The 19,951-nt window shown below is 61.2% G+C and carries 18 protein-coding genes and 1 pseudogene; 13 read left to right on the forward strand and 6 right to left on the reverse strand.

What is annotated here, in order from left to right; all coding sequences use genetic code 11:
- Positions 1-180 precede the first annotated feature (180 nt).
- The 5 genes from ACMGGK_RS00420 to fetB all read left to right on the forward strand — a co-directional run bounded on the left by ACMGGK_RS00420 (position 181) and on the right by fetB (position 3,618).
- Positions 181-525 (forward strand): hypothetical protein, encoded by a 345-nt coding sequence (locus ACMGGK_RS00420; RefSeq protein ID WP_370446676.1) that lies wholly within the window; start codon positions 181-183, stop codon positions 523-525.
- Positions 526-554: 29 nt separating this feature from the next.
- Positions 555-1,664 (forward strand): FKBP-type peptidyl-prolyl cis-trans isomerase N-terminal domain-containing protein, encoded by a 1,110-nt coding sequence (locus tag ACMGGK_RS00425; protein WP_079450493.1) that lies wholly within the window; start codon positions 555-557, stop codon positions 1,662-1,664.
- 37 nt (positions 1,665-1,701) lie between these two features.
- Entirely contained in the window at positions 1,702-1,989 is a 288-nt protein-coding gene (locus tag ACMGGK_RS00430; protein ID WP_004930885.1) for a FaeA/PapI family transcriptional regulator, read from the forward strand.
- Positions 1,990-2,180: 191 nt separating this feature from the next.
- A complete protein-coding gene (gene fetA, locus ACMGGK_RS00435; RefSeq protein ID WP_016930411.1) occupies positions 2,181-2,858 on the forward strand; it encodes an iron efflux ABC transporter ATP-binding subunit FetA in 678 nt (225 codons plus the stop codon).
- Positions 2,845-3,618: an iron efflux ABC transporter permease subunit FetB gene (gene fetB, locus ACMGGK_RS00440; protein ID WP_033631883.1), complete on the forward strand. Its 774-nt coding sequence runs from the start codon at positions 2,845-2,847 to the stop codon at positions 3,616-3,618. Before fetA ends, fetB begins: the two co-directional genes overlap by 14 nt.
- Before the next feature lie 36 nt (positions 3,619-3,654).
- Here fetB and ACMGGK_RS00445 read toward each other — a convergent pair whose 3' ends face one another.
- The gene (locus tag ACMGGK_RS00445) at positions 3,655-4,491 is read right to left on the reverse strand and encodes a TIM barrel protein (RefSeq protein WP_016930410.1); all 837 of its coding nucleotides are present in this window, start codon (positions 4,489-4,491) and stop codon (positions 3,655-3,657) included.
- 32 nt (positions 4,492-4,523) lie between these two features.
- Positions 4,524-5,966, reverse strand: coding sequence for a sugar porter family MFS transporter (locus tag ACMGGK_RS00450; RefSeq protein WP_016930409.1), 1,443 nt, complete (start codon positions 5,964-5,966; stop codon positions 4,524-4,526).
- A gap of 556 nt (positions 5,967-6,522) precedes the next feature.
- On the opposite strand from ACMGGK_RS00450, the gene ACMGGK_RS00455 reads away from it, so the two are divergent.
- The 4 genes from ACMGGK_RS00455 to ACMGGK_RS00470 all read left to right on the forward strand — a co-directional run bounded on the left by ACMGGK_RS00455 (position 6,523) and on the right by ACMGGK_RS00470 (position 9,725).
- Complete coding sequence (locus ACMGGK_RS00455) at positions 6,523-8,028, forward strand: CoA-acylating methylmalonate-semialdehyde dehydrogenase (protein WP_015379335.1); 1,506 nt, start codon at positions 6,523-6,525, stop codon at positions 8,026-8,028.
- A 77-nt stretch (positions 8,029-8,105) separates the two neighbouring features.
- Positions 8,106-8,927, forward strand: a complete 822-nt coding sequence (gene iolB, locus ACMGGK_RS00460) for a 5-deoxy-glucuronate isomerase (RefSeq protein ID WP_033639188.1) — start codon at positions 8,106-8,108, stop codon at positions 8,925-8,927.
- Positions 8,928-9,102: 175 nt separating this feature from the next.
- Positions 9,103-9,372 carry a hypothetical protein gene (locus tag ACMGGK_RS00465; protein WP_004930864.1) on the forward strand — a complete coding sequence of 90 codons (270 nt, stop codon included), beginning with the start codon at positions 9,103-9,105 and terminating at the stop codon, positions 9,370-9,372.
- Between the two features lie 14 nt (positions 9,373-9,386).
- Positions 9,387-9,725, forward strand: coding sequence for a type II toxin-antitoxin system RelE/ParE family toxin (locus ACMGGK_RS00470; RefSeq protein WP_143778622.1), 339 nt, complete (start codon positions 9,387-9,389; stop codon positions 9,723-9,725).
- 41 nt (positions 9,726-9,766) lie between these two features.
- Here ACMGGK_RS00470 and ACMGGK_RS00475 read toward each other — a convergent pair whose 3' ends face one another.
- Together ACMGGK_RS00475 and ACMGGK_RS00480 are read right to left on the reverse strand one after the other, a co-directional pair.
- Entirely contained in the window at positions 9,767-10,603 is an 837-nt protein-coding gene (locus ACMGGK_RS00475; RefSeq protein WP_004930856.1) for a MurR/RpiR family transcriptional regulator, read from the reverse strand.
- Between the two features lie 203 nt (positions 10,604-10,806).
- Complete coding sequence (locus ACMGGK_RS00480) at positions 10,807-12,738, reverse strand: bifunctional 5-dehydro-2-deoxygluconokinase/5-dehydro-2-deoxyphosphogluconate aldolase (protein WP_115436612.1); 1,932 nt, start codon at positions 12,736-12,738, stop codon at positions 10,807-10,809.
- A gap of 548 nt (positions 12,739-13,286) precedes the next feature.
- Here ACMGGK_RS00480 and iolD point away from each other — a divergent pair.
- From iolD to iolE, 4 genes are read left to right on the forward strand one after another with little or no spacing between them, the layout of a single operon-like run.
- Positions 13,287-15,227, forward strand: a complete 1,941-nt coding sequence (gene iolD, locus ACMGGK_RS00485; RefSeq protein ID WP_420276609.1) for a 3D-(3,5/4)-trihydroxycyclohexane-1,2-dione acylhydrolase (decyclizing) — start codon at positions 13,287-13,289, stop codon at positions 15,225-15,227.
- Between the two features lie 41 nt (positions 15,228-15,268).
- Complete coding sequence (locus tag ACMGGK_RS00490) at positions 15,269-16,282, forward strand: Gfo/Idh/MocA family protein (RefSeq protein ID WP_016930405.1); 1,014 nt, start codon at positions 15,269-15,271, stop codon at positions 16,280-16,282.
- Between the two features lie 39 nt (positions 16,283-16,321).
- Entirely contained in the window at positions 16,322-17,206 is an 885-nt protein-coding gene (locus tag ACMGGK_RS00495) for a sugar phosphate isomerase/epimerase family protein (RefSeq protein ID WP_004930845.1), read from the forward strand.
- 59 nt (positions 17,207-17,265) lie between these two features.
- On the forward strand, positions 17,266-18,162 hold the full coding sequence (gene iolE / locus ACMGGK_RS00500) for a myo-inosose-2 dehydratase (RefSeq protein ID WP_016930404.1): 897 nt from the start codon (positions 17,266-17,268) through the stop codon (positions 18,160-18,162).
- 61 nt (positions 18,163-18,223) lie between these two features.
- On the opposite strand, the pseudogene ACMGGK_RS00505 reads toward iolE, so the two are convergent.
- Together ACMGGK_RS00505 and ACMGGK_RS00510 are read right to left on the reverse strand one after the other, a co-directional pair.
- A pseudogene (locus ACMGGK_RS00505) lies at positions 18,224-19,401 on the reverse strand (P1 family peptidase).
- Complete coding sequence (locus ACMGGK_RS00510) at positions 19,394-19,909, reverse strand: GNAT family N-acetyltransferase (protein ID WP_049300445.1); 516 nt, start codon at positions 19,907-19,909, stop codon at positions 19,394-19,396. Before ACMGGK_RS00510 ends, ACMGGK_RS00505 begins: the two are co-directional and overlap by 8 nt.
- Positions 19,910-19,951: the final 42 nt, after the last annotated feature.

Below are 19,951 nucleotides of genomic sequence, written 5' to 3' on the forward strand. Positions count from 1 at the left end.
ATAGGGATTTTTCGCTGCCTAACCCATTTTGATTAATCAAATTAAGGCATGTGCTGCTGCCGTTCGCCACATAATGATGACCTAAGTGACAATTAAAGGATTATAAACGGAATGATAACGATGATTAATGCTTGCGGCGGGCGCCGTTGGGCGGGTTTGACCCTATTTCTGCTGTCTTTTATGGCGCTTTCTGGCTGTGCGGGCGGGAGCAAGACAAAACTGAATTCCGTGAAAAAAATCTCACAGAACAATCCTAATGATAAATCCGATGAGCAACGCATCGCGCTTTGTCAGCAGCGGGTTAATTCATTAAAGAATATTAATCCGCAAAGTTACCAAAAACGCATCGCCTATTTTAATGGCCTGCTTTCCAACGCTTCGGGATATGCCGGGGTGCGCGGCAACGTGGATGAGAGTACCCGTAAAGCGATTGATGCTCTTTATCAATATAAAACCGAGAAATTCTGCGCCGACGTCGAGCATGAGCTGATGTCCGATCTGTCCAGCCGGGTTGAGAATCTGTAGCCATGAAGCGATGCGCGCAAGGATGGGCGATGGCTCTTTTGCTGTTGGCGGCGAGCGGGGCCGCTTGCGCCGCCGATGACGGCATTCCCGCGTTGTTGAAGTTTGCCGAACAGCGGCAGGCGCCACCGGCCGCGCCCAGGGAAGACACCGTGCGTCAATCGGCGTCAGCACCGGCCGCCAAACCGGCCGCTATCGTCGGGGCAGACAGCGCTCGTTTAACGTCGTTGAAGCAGTCTTTGCAACAGCAGACGGAGAAAATCCGTCAGTTGGAGCGGCAGTTGGCGGCGGCTCAGGCCGCGGTGGCGCCGAAACGGGAACCGGCCGTCGTCGATATTCGGCCGCTGGCCGATGCTCTGAAGGGATTGCGGCACGCCGTTGCGCCGGTGCCAGAAGTGGGCGTGCTGGCCGCTTCGTTAACGCGGGCCGAACAGCGCAGCGCAAGTTTGGCGGCGCAGCTGGCGCAGCAGCGCCGGCGGGTAGAGACCTTGCTGGCCGAACGGCAGCAGGCGGCCGAGCCGCCCGCGCTGGCCAGCGAGGCGGACAAGCAGGCGTATGCCGCCGGCGTGTCGCTCGGACGCGACATTCTGCATCTGCAGCAGGAGAACCGGCGCGCGGGGTTGGAAGCGGATACCCAGCTGTTGCTGGCGGGCATCGCCGATACCCTGGCCGGGCGGTTGCGGCTCGATGAAACCGCCATCGACGGCGCGCTGCACACGGCGCAGCAGCGGTTGCAGCAGGCGCAACAGACGCAGGCGCCACCTCGGGATGACAACGCCTACCTGGCCAATTTCGTCCGTCAGGAGGGGGTTAAGCAGGATGCGCTCGGTTTCTATTACCGGGTGGACTATGCCGGCAGCGGGGCGATCGGCGCCGACGATCGGGTGGATATCGTGGTGCGCGAAAGCCTGACCGACGGCCGGGTGGTCAAAGACATGGAGCTGGCGGGGACGGTGATCTCGCAGCCGTTGACGCGCTACCCGCCGCTGTTTCGCGCGGCTATCGAGAAGCTGCAGCGCCACGGCGCGATCACGCTGGTGGTGCCGCCGGCGCTGGCGTACGGCAAACAGGGCAACCCGCCGGCGATCCCCCCGAATGCCACCATGATTTACACCCTGCGCATCGCTGACGTGCAGCCGTGAGCGGGGTGCTCAGCAGTAACCACTCAGGAGGAATGCTATGGCCAAGGCGCCGAAAACGTTTGAAAGCAGAAAATCGCTGATGCTGAATGTGTTGCAAGGATTGTGCAGGGAGCGTGTGGAAGGATCTGGGGGCCATCATCCCCCGCCGGAGCAGTGGCCGAAGACGCGCGAGCTGGCGGATAAATGCGGCGAAAATATTTATACCACCCGCACCCTGCTGCTGGCGCTGGAAAAGGAGGGTAAGGTTCACTGCACCCACCGCAGTATCAACAATTCCCTCCGCTGGTACAGCTGCGACGAACAGGCAGCGATAAAAAAAGAGTGATTCGACCCTGGCGGTCGCTTTTGACTATTCCTACAGCTAATCATTAATTAAATTTATCATTTGACGGGGCGTTTCGCTCCGTCAATCCTCCCCCTTCGTTCGCTGCCATCCGCACAGCCATTGCTAAGATGTTTTTGGCGGCCATATACTTATCGCTCAGACGGGAACAGGTGTAGGGAGCCGGCATCGTAATGAAGGAAAAGAAAGACATACTGAGATTGGATGATATTCATTATCAAATAGACAGCCAGGTGATCCTGGATTCCGTCTCTTTCACGCTGGGTGAAGGCGAGTTCAAACTGATCACCGGGCCTTCCGGTTGCGGGAAAAGCACCCTGCTGAAAATCATCTCTTCCTTAATGGATCCGACCAGCGGAAAGCTCTATTTCGACGGTCAGGCGATCGACGAGATGTCGCCGGAGGCGTATCGCAAGCAGGTCTCTTACTGCTTCCAGACGCCGTCACTGTTCGGCAATACGGTTTACGACAATCTGGCGCTGCCCTACCAGATCCGCCAGGAACCGCCAGCCGAGCGAAAAATGAAGGCCGATCTGGCGCGTTTCGGGCTGCCGGAGGCGATGCTGACCAAAAGCATCAATGAACTGTCCGGCGGGGAGAAGCAGCGGGTGTCCCTGATCCGCAACCTGCAGTTTATGCCCCGGGTGCTGTTGCTCGACGAGATCACCAGCGCGCTGGACGAGGAAAACAAACGCAACGTCAATGAGATCGTGCATCAGCTGGCGGCGGAACACCGGCTGGCGGTGCTGTGGGTGACGCACGATACCGAAGAGATAGCGCATGCGGACGAAGTGATCACCCTGCGCGCGCACGGCGCCGAGCAACAGGAGCAACAACATGAATCAGCATAACATCACCAACGAATCCTTGGGCTTGTCGATGGTGCTGGTGGTGGTCGCCATCCTGATCAGCCACCGGGAAAAGCTGGCGCTGGAAAAGGACATTATCTGGAGCATCTGCCGCGCGGTGGTGCAGCTGATCATCGTCGGCTACGTGCTGAAGTATATTTTCGACCTGGATAACGCCGTTCTCACCGTGTTGATGGTGCTCTTCATCTGCTTTAACGCGGCTTACAACGCCAAGAAACGCAGCAAGTACGTCGAACACGCGTTCGTGACGTCGTTTATCGCCATCACCACCGGTGCGGTGCTGACGTTGGCGGTGCTGGTATTGACCGGCTCCATCGAATTTACGCCGATGCAGGTGATCCCCATCTCCGGGATGATCGCCGGCAACGCCATGGTGGCGGTGGGGCTGTGCTACACCAACCTCGGCCAGCGTTTCAAAGGCGAGCAGCAGAAGATTCAGGAGATGCTCAGCCTGGGGGCGACGCCCAAGTTCGCCTCGGCGGCGCTGATCCGCGACAGCATCCGCGCTTCGCTGATCCCGACCGTGGACTCGGCGAAAACCGTTGGGCTGGTCAGCCTGCCGGGCATGATGTCCGGGCTGATCTTTGCCGGCATCGACCCGGTGAAAGCGATCAAATACCAGATTATGGTGACCTTTATGCTGCTTTCCACCGCCAGCCTGTCGACCATCATCGCCTGCTATCTGGCTTACCGTAAGTTTTACAATGCGCGCCACCAGCTGGTGGTCGGCAACCTGAAGTAACGCCATGAAAAACGGCCTCCGCGGAGGCCGTTTTTTTTACCCTTGCAGCAGGGCGATGCTCTGGCGGATTTCCCGTTCGATATCGGCCTCGCTCCAGCCGTCCAGCTGTGAAGAGAAGGGCTCGAAGGCATAGACGCCGGTATAGCCCAGGCGTTCCAGGTTCTGCACCTGGCGGCGGCTTTCCAGCCGGTCGCCCTCGCTCAGCATAATGCGTTCTTCGTCGCTCAACGCGCCTTTATCCCGCCCGTCCTCCACGCCGGACAGATGCACCAGGCCGATCTGCGCCACCTGGATCTGCGCGTCGAAGTCGGCCTGCGTCACATCGCTCAGGTAGTGGTGGAACGTATCGAGCACGATGCGGTACGGCGCGCCCGAATCGCGGATGATCGCTTGGGTCAGCAGCGACGATCGCAACGAGCTGATGCCGAAGCCCAGCGGTTCGACGTATCCCTGCACGCCATAGCGGGCAAACAGCGGCGCCAGCAGACGCAACGCGGCGAGGGTGTCGTCCCGTTTTTGCTGCTCGCTGCGCGTGTCGTCGGCGCTGCAGTGCGGGCACAGCACCAGCGCCCGGCTGTGGATAGCCTGCGCCTGCGCCAGCAACGCTTCGGCGCGCTGCTGCAGCGCCGCCGGGTCATCCACCCGATTGAACATGCCGAGGGCGTTGATCGTGACGATTTCAATGCCGTATTGCGCGGCGAGCGCGTTGAGCTGCGCGTTACTCAGATCGTCGGTCACCTTGCCGCTGGGCATGTCGTTGCGCAGCTCAACTTTGCTGAGCCCGCAGCGTTTCACCAGGCGGAAAAAATTGTCCAGATCGAGATTCGGCGCGATCTTGCGGTTAATGCAGAAGCGGTTCAGCGCAATGGTCATGAGGCATTACTCCAGCGGTCAGGGGTGAGAGATCAGGATTTGCCGTTTTCCAGCGGCAGCGGCTTACCGTCGGGCAGGGGTTGGCGGTGGCGTTTGGCCAGCACCACCTGTTCCATTTTTTCCAGCGAGACGCCTTTGGTTTCCGGAATATAGCGGCCGATAAACCAGTAGCTGAACAGGCAGCAGGCGGCGAAGATCCACATCGGGAAGGCGCCGTGGAAATGCGAGAACAGGTAAGGGTGGTCGTTGATCATCGGGAACGACTGCGACACCGCGAAGTTGGCGACCCACATGCAGCCGACGGCGATGCTCATCCCCTGCGCGCGCATGCGGTTCGGGAAGATTTCCGATACCAGCACCCAGGCGCCGACGCCCCAGGACAGTGCATAAAACACCATGAAGAACAGCATGCCGAACAGCGCGAAATAGCCGGTGGCCTGCGTGTAGAGCGCGTACGAGGTGAGCAGCAGGCCGGCGATGGCGCCCAGCGTGCCGTAACGCATCAGCGGAATGCGGCCCATGCGATCCATCAGCATGGCGCCGATGACCGAACCGACCAGCTGCAGCACGCCGATCCAGATGGTCTGGAACAGCGCTTCCTGCGCGTTTTCAGTGACGGTTTTCAGCACTACCGGCGCGTAATACATCATCACGTTGACGCCGGTGACCTGCTGCAACATGGCGATCATGCAGCCGACGAACAGAATGAACCGCACCCGCACATCGCCGTAGTTCAGCTTCCGGTGCTGCTGCTGTTGATCCTGCTGCAGCGAGTCTTTGATTTCTTTCAGCAGATTCTGCGCGTGGGCGGCGTTGGATACCTTGGTCAACATCGCCAGCGCCTGATCGTCGCGGCCCATCATCACGTTCCAGCGCGGCGATTCAGGAATGACGAATACCAGGATGCAGAACAGAATGCAGGGGATCACGCCCGAGGCGAACATCCAGCGCCAGCCCATTTCCACCAGCCAGGCTTCGCTGGCGATGCTGGCGATTTTGAAGTTGACGTAGAAAATCACGATCTGGCCGAAGACGATGGCGAATTGCTGCATGCTGAGCGCCCGCCCGCGCATGTCTTTCGGCGACACCTCCGACATGTACATCGGCGACACGGTGGCGGCAATGCCGACCGCCAGCCCGCCGATGATGCGGTAGATGACGAACCAGGTGAAGGTCGGGGCCAAGGCTGCGCCGACGGCGGACACGGTGAACAGCAGCGCCGCCAGCATCAGCGCCTTTTTACGGCCCCAGCGCGCCGCCAGCGGCCCGGCGGCGAAGGCGCCGACCACGCAGCCAATCACCACGTTGGAGACTGCCCAGCCGGTTTCGGCCGGACTGAGATCGAAATAGGCTTTCAACGCTTCGATCGCGCCGGAGATCACGGCGGTATCGTAGCCGAACAGAATGCCGCCCAGGGCGGCGATGCCGCAAATTCGCAATATGTAGCCGGTATTGTGCTTACGCTGATATGACATGTGTTGCTCCGATTTTTATCCTGGCTTCCGTCCGCACGGTTGGGGTGTCGGGAAGGGGGCGAGCGGAAGGGTGTGAACCGTGCCTGTCATCAAGGCGATGTCGTCGATAAATGCTGGAACAAACAAGAACATTTATTTCATAATTAGTGAATAATGGAATATTGATTTTTAGATCCAGTTCAAAAAAAACCGTCACCTCTGTGCCGGGTCTCTTGGGCGAACGAGGGCGTGCGGTAACGGCGACAGGGCAGGCGCAGTGCGGGTTTTCTGTAGCAAAGTCAGTGTGTATTCCCCCAACTTTCGCCGCCGCCGTTGCGCTTTCCCTGGCACGGCAATGCAAGCGCCCGCCCGATCGACACCGCAAAATTGCGACCTCACGCACTAAAAACAAATTTTTCAAAACAATTTATTTGAAACTTTTTTTTCAATGAAATAGAGTTTGCTGCATCCGGTCAGGATTTAGCCGGCTTGCCGACGGAGTTTGGCGAGCGGGACGATTAACGCCGCGCCGCCTGGGTGTGGCCAGGCGACAGCGGACTTGAAAAGAGGGCGTGACATGAAAACCGTGGGTAACTTTATTGACGGGCAGGTGTGCCTGAGCAGCAGCAATCAAACCGTCGACGTGCACAACCCGGCCAGCGGGCAGGTTGAGCGGCGCGTTACGCAGAGCACCGCCGCCGAAGTCAAACAGGCCATCGACGTGGCCCACCGGGCGTTCGCCGACTGGTCGCGCACCACGCCGCTGCGCCGCGCGCGCATCATGTTCAATTTCAAGGCGCTGCTGGAACAGCACCGCGACGAGCTGGCCGAGCTTATCGTCAGCGAGCACGGCAAAGTGTATTCGGATGCGCTGGGCGAACTGACGCGCGGCATGGAAGTGGTCGAATTCGCCTGCGGTATCCCGCATCTGATCAAGGGCGAGTATTCGCCGGACGTCGGCAGCGGCGTCGACAGCTTCTCGCTGATGCAGCCGCTGGGCGTGGTGGCGGGCATTACCCCGTTTAACTTCCCGGCGATGGTGCCGATGTGGATGTTCCCCATCGCGCTGGCCTGCGGCAACACCTTTATCCTCAAGCCGCCGGCGCTGGTGCCTTCGGCCTCGGTGCGCCTGGCGGAGTTGCTGAAAGAAGCCGGCCTGCCGGACGGCGTGTTCAACGTGGTGCACTGCGCCAATGAAGATGCGGCGCAGCTGTGCACCGATCCGCGCATTCAGGCGGTGAGCTTCGTCGGTTCCTCCACCGTGGCGGAACATATCTATACCACCGCCAGCGCGCACGGCAAGCGGGTACAGGCCTTCGGCGCGGCGAAAAACCAGGCGATCGTCATGCCGGACGCCGATCTGGACGCCACGGTCAACGCGTTGATGGGCGGCGCGTTCGGCTCTGCCGGCGAGCGCTGCATGGCGCTGCCGATCGCCGTGGTGGTCGGTGACGATACCGCAGACAAACTGATCGCCAAACTGAAGCCGCTGATCGCGCAGCTCCGCGTCGGGCCGGGCTTGCAGCAGGGTGGCGAAGAGAATGAAATGGGGCCGCTGGTGTCGTCCGCCCATCAGAAAAAGGTGCTGGGCTACATCGATCTGGGCGTGGAAGAAGGCGCCACCCTGGTGGCCGACGGCCGCAATTATCAGGTGCCGGGCTACCCTGAAGGCTACTACGTCGGCGGCACGCTGTTCGACCATGTGAAGCCGAACATGCGCATCTACCGCGAAGAGATCTTCGGGCCGGTGCTGGGCATCGTGCGGGTGCCGGACTATCGCACCGCCATCGACACGGTCAACGGTCACGAGTTTGGCAACGGCAGCGCCATCTTTACCGGCAGCGGCCACTACGCGCGTCAGTTCGTGCAGGAAGTGCAGGCCGGGATGGTCGGCGTCAACGTGCCGGTGCCGGTGCCGATGGCGTTCCACAGCTTCGGCGGCTGGAAGCGCTCGGTGTTCGGCGCGTTGAACGTGCACGGCACCGACGGCGTGCGCTTCTACACGCGCATGAAGACCGCCACCGCGCGCTGGCCGGCCGGGCAGCAGACGGTGTCCGAATTCAGCATGCCGACGCTGGGCTAAGCGATCGCAGAGTATGAGCGGGCCGTTGCTCCTTTGGGGCAGCGGCCTTTGCACGGGGAGTTAACAGGAGAATCGAAATGTCTTCACTGCTTGCCAAATGTCAGGCGCCGAACGCCGAGGGGCGTATCCAGCACGTGACGCCGGAAAATGCCGGTTGGGGCTATGTCGGCTTTGACGTTTACCGCCTGGCCGCCGGGCAGTCGCTGCAGTTGGAATGCGGTGGCAGGGAACTGTGTCTGGTGCTGGTGGCCGGTATCGCCTCCGTCGCCACGCTGCGCGCCGAATACCCGCATATCGGCAAACGCATGAGCCCGTTCGAGCGCACGCCGCCTTACGCGGTGTACGTGCCGCACCACGATCGCATCGACGTGCGGGCAGAAACCGATCTGGAGTTGGCGGTGTGCAGCGCGCCCGGCAGCGGCCACCTGCCTTCACGGCTGATCACGCCGGCGGAAATCGGCGTGGAGCGGCGCGGCAAGGGGCGCAACCAGCGGTTGGTGCACAACATTCTGCCGGACAGCGAGCCGGCAGACAGTCTGCTGGTGGTGGAGGTTTACACCGACGAGGGCAACACCAGCTCCTACCCGAGCCACAAGCACGATCAAGAAGACTCGCCGGACGAAACCTATCTCGAAGAGACGTACTATCACCGCATTCAGCCGGAGCAAGGGTTCTGCATGCAGCGCGTCTATACCGACGATCGCACGCTCGACGAATGCATGCCGGTCTACAATCGCGACGTGGTGAAAGTGCCGCGCGGTTATCACCCGGTGGCGACCCTGGCGGGTTACGACAACTATTACCTTAACGTGATGGCCGGGCCGGTGCGGCAGTGGAAATTCACCTGGGAAAAAGACCACGCCTGGATTAACGGCGACGGCTATCCCGCCGCGCAATAAGCGCTTGAGGCCCGGCTTGCCGGGCTTTCTCTTTAATCAGGGTATAAATTTGACCTAAATTTGCCCTCTATCTTGCTCAAATGATAACCTGTCCGCACGCGATTGCTCCCTGGCTGAGTGAATCTAACGAACCGCTGTTATGCAGTGAGAATGCCGGTACACAGGAGGAAAAATTATGACAACCACCATGTCTCAAAAAGCGGCGCGCGAAGGATTAGGTTCGCCCGATCTGTTTGAAGGCGGGGTTTACGTCACAAAAAATGGTGTTGCCGAGCTGTTTGTACAAACGGCGGCTGAGAGAGAGGCCGAAATACGGGAACGCAATCTCGAGCGCCAGTCCAACGCGTTGTTGAAACTGACTATGATGGCGAAGCAAGAGATTAAAAATCAGCGCGGTCTGTCGCCCGAAGAAACCTTGCAGCGGCTGCGTGACGCGCGGAAATAGACCCGAGGTGCAGGATGCCCCAGGAAATACGTTTTACCGTCGCGCTGGCGGCGGAATGGAGCCTGAAAGACATCGAGTCTTATAAGAGCGGAACGATAGGGGCCGTCGCAGCCGGGATGTTCGTGGACAATCTGTTGTTATCGTCCCTCGCGGCAATTGCCGACGATCCCGCCCGCTACCGCTTCAACGCCGTGCTGGCGGGCATGGGAGTGCGGTTGCACGAACGATTGGATCCCGACAGCGAATACCGCGTCATCTATGACTACGACGGCCAAACGGTGGAGATTCTGCTTTTCATCAGCATGAAGCAGGATCTGGAAAGCGCGCTCTACCGCTATTTGTTGCTGCAATAATCCCGCCGCGCCCGAGCCTGTCGGGCGCGTTCACATCCGCCTTACTCGTCCCGGGCGTTATTCAGCGCCAGCGAGACCGCCAGCGTCTGCGCCAGACACATCGAGGCCACCTGCGAACGGAACCCGTCCACCTGCGCTTCGCGCACCACGAAACAGACGTCGCTGAAGGCGGCCAGCGGGCTGACCTGGCTGTCGGTGATGGCGATCTGTTGTGCGCCGCGCTTGGCGCCCAATTCCACCAGTTCCACCGCCTCGCGGGCGTACGGCGAATAGCTGATGGCGATCACCACGTCCTTCGGTTTCACCATGCTCAGCTGTTCGGTAAACATCCCGCCCAGCCCGTCAATCAGAAACGCACGGCGCTCCAGATGGCGCAGCGCATAGGTGAGGTAGGAAGCGACGCTGAACGAGCGGCGCAGGCCGATCACGTAGATGTTTTCAGCGTTGTTGAGCAGCTCGACGGCGCGATCCAACTGCTCGGGAGCGATCTGCATCGCCAGCTGCTGCAGCGCCTGCGCGTTGACCATGGTGAATACGTTGAGAATCTCCGCCGGCTTCTCCGGCGCGACGTTGTCGTCGGTGGAGGTTTGGCGGAACAGGCGTGCGCGCTCGGTATAGTTCACCGTTTCTTCCATCAGATGCTGACGGAACACCTGCTTCATTTCGTTGAAGCCGCTGAAGCCGAAGGCGTTGGCGAAACGGATTAGGGTGGAAGGCGGCACGCTGGCCTGTGCGGCTATGGAGGCAACGGTATCGAAAGCGATGCTGTTACTGTTATCCAAAATATAGCGCGCCACCTGCTTCAAACGCTTGCTCAGCGTTTCATAACGGTGGCGGATCTCGTCCTGTAACAGCGAAAGTTGAGTTGGGTTGTTCATCCATTCGGCTCGCAGTGGGGTGAAGGCGCATTGGCCTGACGCCTGAAATATTGACAGGGTATTTTAACAGACGGAGCGGAAATTTCATTTCCTCAAAAAGCGATTTATTCGATTGCACATTGCGCGACTTCACAGAAAATGGGCAAAAAAATCCCCTTAAAGCGGCGAAATGGCCTTAAGGGGACGTGAACCTGCTGTGGCTGTCAGTGCGCGCCGCCCGCCTGCGGACGGTACTGGCGCCAGAAACCGATCAGCGTCAGGTATTTTTGTTTCACCTGCTCGATCAGGGCCGCGTCGTCGATTTCCCCCTGCAGCCAGCGGCGCGAAGGTTGGCCGAAAATGGTGCGGCCGACGGCGAAACCTTTGACCCAGCGCGCATCCGCGGCGGCGGCAAAGCCCGCCTTCAGCACCGCCTCCGGGGAGTCGAGCCCCAGGATCAGCACGCCGCGGCAGTCGGGATCGCAGGCGTCGATCAGCGCGCCGACCCGCTGCCAGTTTTCCGCGCTCAGCGGCGGCAGTTTCCACCAGTCCGGCTGAATGCCCATGTGGTAGAAGTGTTCAATCATCTCCAGGTAATAGCGTTCGTCCTTGTCGGCGTTGCTGTCCGGCAGGATCACCTCCAGCAGCAGTTCGTGGCCGGATTTGCAGCAGCCGCGGTAGACGTCGGCGATCAGCGCATCCTGTTCGCGGCGCAGTTCCGCCGCGTCGTGCGGGTGATAGAACACCAGGCACTTCACCACGTGCTCCTGCGGCCAGTCGATCAATTGCGAGCCAATATTGCCGTGCTCCAGGCGCAGTGGGCGCGAGCTGGGCAGCTCCACCGGCCGGCCAATCCACCATCCCTGACCGGTGATTTCGTTCAGCGCCGCCTGCCCGTAGGTGGTGTCGGCCAGAATGCCGCTGTTGCCGTCGAGGCCGGCCTGCGCGGCAGCCTGTTGCGCCGCGGTGAGCAGCAGGGTCTTCAGGCGCGGAATGCGTTCCTCGCCGACGCCGGCTTCGCGCGCCATGTCCGCCAGCTGCTTGCGGTGATCGAAGGCGAACACGCACAGTTCCGGCCACTGTTGCTTGCGGGTGGTGACCCGGTGCAGGTGGTTCAGGCGTGCGTCGCGGTCCGGGCGCGTGACCTGTTGTTCACGCTGCAGGTAGTCGTCCAGCTCCCGTTTGGTCGGCATCGCCGGCGCGCAGCCGTGGCGCGAAACCACCAATGCGCCGCAGGCGTTGGCGTAGCGGCAGGCCTGCTCCCAGCCTTCATCGTTCAGGTAGCCGCGCAGCAACCCGGACATAAAGGCGTCGCCGGCCCCCAGCACGTTCAGCACCTCCACCCGCACGCCGGCGTGCAGCTTCACCTGTTCCCAGTCGTCGGCGATGTCATCTTCGAACACCGAGCAGCCCTGCGCGCCGCGCTTGCACACCAGCGTGGCCGCCGTGGCCCGGCGCACGTTTTTCAGCGCCGTCAGCGTGTCGGTGCTGCCGCCGGCGATATGAAATTCCTCTTCAGTGCCGACGATCAGATCGAAATGGTGCAGCACCTCCTGCAGTTCGCGGGTCACCTGGTCTGATTCCACAAAGCGGGTTTCGCCGTCGCCCAGCGACGTCAGCCCCCACAGTACCGGGCGGTAATCGATGTCGAGCGCGGTGCGCAGGCCGTGGCGGCGCGCATACTCCAGCGCCTTCAGCACCGCGGCGCGGGTGTTCGGGTGCGACAGGTGCGTGCCGGTGATGGCCAGCGCGCGCGCGGAGGCGATGTAGGCCTCGTCGATGTCGTCCGGCGTCAGCGCCATGTCCGCGCAGTTTTCGCGGTAGAAGATCAGCGGGAAGGTTTCCTGATCCTTGATGCCGAGGATCACCAGGCCGGTTAATCGTTGCTTGTCGGTGATCAGACAGCGGGTATCGGCCCCGACGCGCTGCAGCTCTTCACGCAGAAAGCGGCCCATGTGTTCATCGCCGACGCGGGCCAGCATGCCGGATTTCAACCCCTGAATGGCGGTGCCGTAGGCCACGTTGCCGGAAGAGCCGCCGAGGTATTTGGCGAATGTGCCGGCGTCTTCCAGACGCGCGCCGATCTGCTGAGCATAGAAATCGACGGCGATGCGCCCGAGACAAATGACATCAAGCTGTTTTTGTTGTGTAGCCATACCCGTTTCCTTCTGTTTAAGCAAAACTCCGGCGGCGGCCCGAGCGTGGCGCCCTGCAGGAAGCATGGGGACAGTATGGGGAATGAAAATTTCAATTTCAATATGAAATGAAATTTACACCCCAAAAATGTGATGCGTTTAAAACATCGACAGAGGCGTGGGAAAAGGCGGTGAACCGGCTGGATAAGGGCCGCCGGGGCCGTACATAAAAGGGGGGTGAGGGCAGGGTAAAAGGCTGTCAGCCCATGTGCCAACGACTTTTATCGGCCGGTGCGCGGCACGAAGCCCATGAAGGCTGAACCACGAGATGAAACGCGCTTTTCATGTAATATGCGATCTTTATCGCAAAATGAAATGTTTCTTCTGTAATGTGATTTTATGAAAAATATATTTGTTTATAATCGCTTCACGTTTCAGGTTGTCGACTTCGTGAGCAGCGCGGGCATCGTCTGCTCAAGATAATAGCTGCCGCCGCGTAACACAAACACGGGATTGTCGGCTCGGCATGAGCGCTTTCCGGGGCGGCCCTCAATCTAAAGGGTGAGTAAATGGGCAAGATCAGGTTAACCATGGCGCAGGCGCTCGTCAGATTTCTCGATAACCAGTATCTGCTGGCCGACGGCGTGGAAACCAAATTCGTCGCGGGCATTTTCGCGATTTTCGGCCACGGCAACGTGCTGGGGCTGGGGCAGGCGCTGGAACAGGATAGCGGCGATCTGCGGGTGCACCAGGGCCGCAACGAGCAGGGGATGGCCCATGCGGCGATCGGCTTCGCCAAACAGAAGCTGCGTCGGCAAATTTACGCCTGCACCTCATCGGTCGGCCCCGGCGCCGCCAATATGATCACCGCCGCCGCCACCGCCACCGCTAACCGCATCCCTTTATTGCTGCTGCCGGGCGACGTTTACGCTTCTCGCCAGCCGGATCCGGTGTTGCAGCAAATCGAACAGTCTTACGATCTCAGCATCAGCACCAACGACGCGTTCCGTGCGGTGAGCAAATACTGGGATCGCATCGTGCGCCCGGAACAGCTGATGAGCGCCTGCATCAATGCGATGCGCGTGTTGACCGAGCCGGCGGAAACCGGCGCGGTGACGCTGTGTCTGCCGCAGGACGTGCAGGGTGAAGCCTACGACTATCCCGACTATTTCTTCCAAAAACGCGTGCATCGGCTCGATCGCCGCCCGGCGACCGAGGGCATGTTGGCGGACGCCTTGGCGCTGCTGACGGCCAAACGCAAACCGCTGCTGGTGTGCGGCGGCGGCGTGAAATACTCGCAGGCCGGGCGGGCGCTGCGCGAATTCGCCGAGCGCTTCGGCATTCCGTTCGCCGAGACCCAGGCCGGCAAAGGCGCGGTGCCGAGCGACCATGAATTCAACCTCGGCGGCATCGGCGAAACCGGCTGCCTGGCGGCCAACACGCTGGCCCGACAGGCCGATTTGGTGATCGGCGTCGGCACCCGCTACACCGATTTCACCACCTCGTCCAAATGGCTGTTCCAACATCCGAGCGTCAGCTTCCTCAACGTCAACGTCAGCGCCTTCGACGCCGGCAAGCTTGACGGCGTGCAGGTACTGGCGGACGCCCGCGAGGCGCTGAGCGAACTGGGCGCACGGCTGGCGCAGGCCGATTATCGCGCCGGCTGGGGCGACGCCATCGCCACGGCGCGCAGCGCGCAGCATGAAGAGACCGAGCGGGTTTACGCGGTGGAATACAGCGGCGCAGGCTTTGTGCCGGAGATCGACGATCACCTCGATCGCGAGCGGGTGTTCGCCGAATTTATCGCTCAGACCGACTCGGCGATGACGCAAAGCCGGGTGCTGGGGGTGCTGAACCGCGAACTGCCCCCGGACAGCGTGATCGTCGCCGCCGCCGGCAGCCTGCCGGGCGACCTGCAGCGGGTGTGGCACAACCGCGGCGAGCACGGTTACCACGTGGAATACGGCTACTCCTGCATGGGGTACGAGGTGAACGCCGCATTGGGGGTCAAGCTGGCCGAGCCGCAGCGTGAGGTGTACGCGATGGTGGGTGACGGCGCGTTCATGATGCTGCATTCCGAGCTGGTCACCTCGATTCAGGAAGGCTGCAAGATCAACGTGGTGCTGTTCGACAACATGACCAACGGCTGCATCAACAACCTGCAGATGGAACATGGCATGGACAGTTACACCACCGAATTCCGCTTCCGCAATCCAGAGGGCGGCAAGCTCGACGGCAAACTGGTGCCGGTCGATTTCGCCATGCTGGCGGCGGCTTACGGCTGCAAAACCTATCGCGTCACCACCGAGCAGCAGCTGCTTGATGCGCTGGCCGACGCCCGCAGGCAGACCGTGTCCACGCTGCTCGACATCAAGGTACTGCCGAAGACCATGGTGCACAAATATCTCAGCTGGTGGCGCGTGGGCGGCGCTCAGGTGGCCGACAGCGAGAAAATCGTCGAAGTGGCGCGCAAGCTGCAGGAAAACATCGATAAGGCGCGCGATTACTGATTCGTTTTCGAACACAACACACTTTCCAGAGGGTAGCGAAAATGACATTGAACATTGGGGTTATCGGCACCGGCGCCATCGGCCGCGATCATATCCGCCGCTGCAGCAAAGTTTTGCAGGGCGCCCGCGTCGTGGCGGTGAACGACATCAATCGCGACAACGCCGCCAAGGTGGTGAGCGATCTGCAGCTGGATGCGCGGGTGTATGACAACGGCCACGATCTGATCAAGGCCGCCGACGTGCAGGCGGTGCTGGTCACCTCCTGGGGGCCGAGTCATGAAGAGTTCGTGCTGGCGGCCATCGCCGCTGGCAAACCGGTATTCTGCGAGAAGCCGTTGGCGGTGACCGCGCAGGGCTGCAGAAACATCGTCGACGCCGAAGCGAAGCACGGCAAGCGGCTGGTGCAGGTCGGCTTTATGCGCCCCTATGACCAGGGGTATCGCGCGTTGAAACAGGTGCTGACCAGCGGCCAGATCGGCGAGCCGCTGATGCTGCACTGCGCGCACCGCAATCCGACGGTCGGCGAGGCCTACACCACCGATATGGCGATCACTGACACCCTGATCCACGAAATCGACGTGTTGCGCTGGCTGCTCGACGACGACTATGTGTCGGTGCAGGTGGTGTTCCCGCGCAAGAGCCCGAAGGCGTTCCCGCACCTGAAAGATCCGCAAATTGTGCTGTTTGAAACCGCCAAAGGGACGCGCATCGACGTCGAAATCTTCGTCAACTGCCAGTACGGCTATGACATTCAGTGTGAAGTGGTAGGGGAAACCGGCATCGCCAAACTGCCGGAGCCGTCCTCGGTGCAGATGCGCAGCGGCGCCCGCCTGTCGACCGAAATCCTGACCGACTGGAAGGATCGCTTTATCGACGCCTATGACGTCGAGCTGCAGGGGTTCATCAACGACGTGGCCGCGGGCAAATTGACCGGCCCTTCCGCCTGGGACGGCTACGCCGCCGCCGTGACCGCCGACGCGTGCGTGGCCGCCCAGCTCAGCGGCGAGATCGTGCCGGTGACCCTGCCGGCGCGCCCGGCGTTTTACGGCAAATAACCGCTCGCAGCGCGTACCCATGATTGTAGAGGAGTGACCATGAAGATCGCTTTTGATGTCGACGTTATCCGGGATTTGGGCGTCACCAAAATGGTTCAGCAGGTGGCGGACTGGGGCTACAAATACATCGAGCAGTCGCCGCACCCGCAGATCAACCCGTTTTACAAACATCCGAAGGCCAGCCGCGAAATCATGGCGGAGTATAAAAACGCCCTGAAAGCGACCGGCGTGGAGATCTCCTCATTTATCGTGGTGTATCGCTGGTCCGGGCCGGGGGAAGATCGCCGCCAGGCGGCGGTCAAAAACTGGCGGCGGATGATCGAAATCGCGGTGGAAATGGGCGTGCAGGTGATCAACACCGAACTGGCCGGCAACCCCAACGAACCGGAGATCTGCGAGGAGCTGTGGTATCGCTCGATGGAGGAGCTGCTGCCGATCGTTGAGCGCGAGGGTATTCGTATGGAGATCCAGTCGCACCCGTGGGACTTCTGCGAGCTGAGCAACGAAACCGCCGATCTGGTGAAGTCGCTGCGCAGCGACCACGTCAAATACCTCTACAGCGTGCCGCACACCTTCTACTACGACAAGGGACAGGGTGACGTAGCCGGCATGCTGCAGTACGCCGGGGACGATCTTTCCCACGTGCTGATCGCCGACACCATGAATCACACCAAGCATTGCCGTTATATCGTCAACCCGCCAGGCGTTGACGCCGCGGTGCACCAGCACGTCGGCATCGGCGAAGGCGAAGTGAATTTCGACGCTCTGTTCCAGACGCTGCGCGACATGGAATTCGCCAACCGCAGCTTCAAGGTCGGCGGCGAATCGATCATCTGCACCTCGCTGTTCGGCTACCCGGAAAAGATGCCGAGCCAGGCGGTGGCGACCAGAGAACGCATCGAAAGAGAGCTGTTGGGCAAATAATCTGATTCGGCTCGCCGGCGGCGTTTGTACCGGCGGCCCTGTAAGGACCGAGGCAAACCATGAATAAAGACAACGTGAAATTGGCCATTGCGCCGATCGGCTGGACCAACGATGACATGCCCGATTTGGGCAAGGAAAACACCTTCCAGCAGTGCGTCAGTGAAATGGCGCTGGCCGGTTTCACCGGCAGCGAAGTGGGCAGCAAATACCCGCGCGATCCGGCGGTGCTGAAACCGATGCTGGATATTCGCGGCATCCAGATCTGCAACGCCTGGTTCAGCACCTTTTTCGCCGACGGCCAGAAAGACAAAACCATTGATGAATTTATCAACCACATGAATTTCCTGCATGCCATGGGCGCCAGGGTGATCGGCTGTTCCGAGCAGAGCAAGAGCATTCAGGGCACCACCAAAGGCGTGTTCGAAGAGAAGCCGTATTTCAGCGATGAAGAGTGGCGGCGGGTGGCCGACGGTTACAACGAGTTGGCGAAGATCGCCGCCGATAAAGGCATGCAGGTGTGCCTGCACCACCACATGGGCACCGGCATTCAGACCACGGCCGAAATCGATCGCTACATGAGCATGGTCAACGACGACGTTTATCTGCTGTTCGATACCGGCCACGCCTACTATTCGGAAGGCAGTCAACAGGCGATGATGGCGATCCTGGAGAAGTATCTGCCGCGCATCAACCATGTCCACCTGAAGGACGTGCGCGATGAGGTGGTGGCGGAAGTGAAGGCCAACAAGCTGAGTTTCCTCGATGGCGTGAAGAAGGGCACCTTCACCGTGCCGGGTGATGGCGTGATCGATTTCAGACCGGTGTTCAAGCTGCTGGACGAGCGCGGTTACAAAGGGTGGATGGTGGTGGAGGCCGAGCAGGATCCGGCGCTGGCCAACCCGTTCGAGTATGCGGTGAAGGCGCGCCGTTATATTCGGGAAACCGCCGGCATTTAGGCGGCGAGGGGCAATAGAGATCGAGGGGCGCCGCCGGCGCCCCTTTTTTGATGGCGGTGCGTTAGCCGCCGAGCGTTTGCCAGGTTGTGACCTGGCTGCCCGGCCACGGGGTGGCGGCGTATACGCCACGGGCGATCGCCCGAGCGAGGGTGTCCGCCGCCAGCGCGCCGATCTGCAGCACCGCCAGTTCACGGCTGCCCTGCACCTCGCGCTGCCCGGTGGACAGGGCGAACACCACGTCGCCGTCAAACGGGCTGTGCAGCGGGCGGATGGCGCGCGCCATGCCGTCTTGCGCCATGATGGCCACCCGTTTCAACTCCACCCGCGTCAGCGCCAGGTCGGTGGCGATGCAGGCCAGGGTGGTGTTCTTTCTGCCGCCCTGCGGCTCTGGCACCATCCCGTCTTCGCCCTGCGCGCGCAGCTGCGCCAGAGCCGCCGCGCCGCCGTTGCCGAATTCACCATCGATTTCATAGGGCGTCGCCCAGAAGGCGCGGGTGCCGGGCGCTACCACCGCACCCAGGCTGTTGACCGCCACCAGTGCGCCGACGGTAGCGCCATTGGCGGCAACGATCGATGCCGAACCGAGCCCGCCTTTCAGCTTGCCCATGCCGGTCATGGCGCCGTAGCCGGCGCCGACGGTGCCCAGTGGAAAGTCCAGGCCGGCCTTGCCGACCGCGTCGATGCCCAGTTGGCGATACGGCGGCGTGAGCTGCCAGTTTTTATCGCCGCCGTTGGCCAGGTCGTACAGGCAGGCGGTGGGCACGATAGGTGAGACCGGCACGCCGGGAGCCGGCCGCAGCGCATAGCCTCTGCCTTGTAGCCCGAGCCAGGCCGCGACGCCGTCCGCCGCCGCCAGGCCGTATACCGAACCGCCGCTGAACGTCAGCGCATCGATGGTCTGTACCAAATTGTCCTCACCCAGCGCGTCGGTTTCACGGGTGGCGGGGCCGCCGCCGCGCACGTCCACGGCGGCAATCGCCGGGCCGTCCGGCAGGATCACCGTCGCGCCGGTGCGCACCCGGCTGTCCTGCGCCACGCCGACCTTCAGGCCGGGTACATCGGTAATCAGGTTGCGGGCGCCAGGGCGCCCGGCGGCGGAAGTTGGCATAGCGGCACCTAATGGGGTGAAGGGGGGAACATGCCGGCGGCGGTCAGGCCGGCCAGCGCGTGTAAAAAGGTTCGGCGGTTGATATTCAGGGGCCGGCGCAGCGGCCCCTGCGGGGGGATGATATCACGCATCGGCGCGCGGCTGCCCGGAGCGAAAACGCGCCATATGGTAGGCATCGACCAGCACGCCGTCGCGCATGGCGAAAGCGCGGCTGGTGCCTTCAATCTCAAAACCGAACTTGCGATACAGCGCGATGGCCGCCGGGTTGTCGGTAAACACCGTCAGTTCGATGCGCTCGATGGCCGCCCAGTTGTCGCACAGGTCGATCATCGCCTGCATCAGGCGGCTGCCGACGCCTTTACCGTGGTAGCGCGGATCGACGCCGATGCCGAAGGTGGCCACGTGGCGGCGGCGCACGCGCTGATTCAGCATCACGGCTAACTGACCGACAAGCTGTCCGTCAACGAAGGCCGCCAGGTTATGCGTGCCCGGTTCGGGATTGGCGAGGCGTTTATGCCACAGGTCGACTGTCGGTAGCGGTAGGTGCAGCGTATCGCGGTAGACGGGCATCTGAGAATAAAGATGATGCAGGGCCTGCGCATCCGATGTTTCCACGTGGCGTATCGCGATCTCGCTCATCTCGCTGCTCCTTTTGCTTACCGGTTGAATAACCTCTGAATT

Source organism: Serratia sp. BNK-33-b, from assembly GCF_048684565.1.
Classification (GTDB): domain Bacteria; phylum Pseudomonadota; class Gammaproteobacteria; order Enterobacterales; family Enterobacteriaceae; genus Serratia; species Serratia marcescens.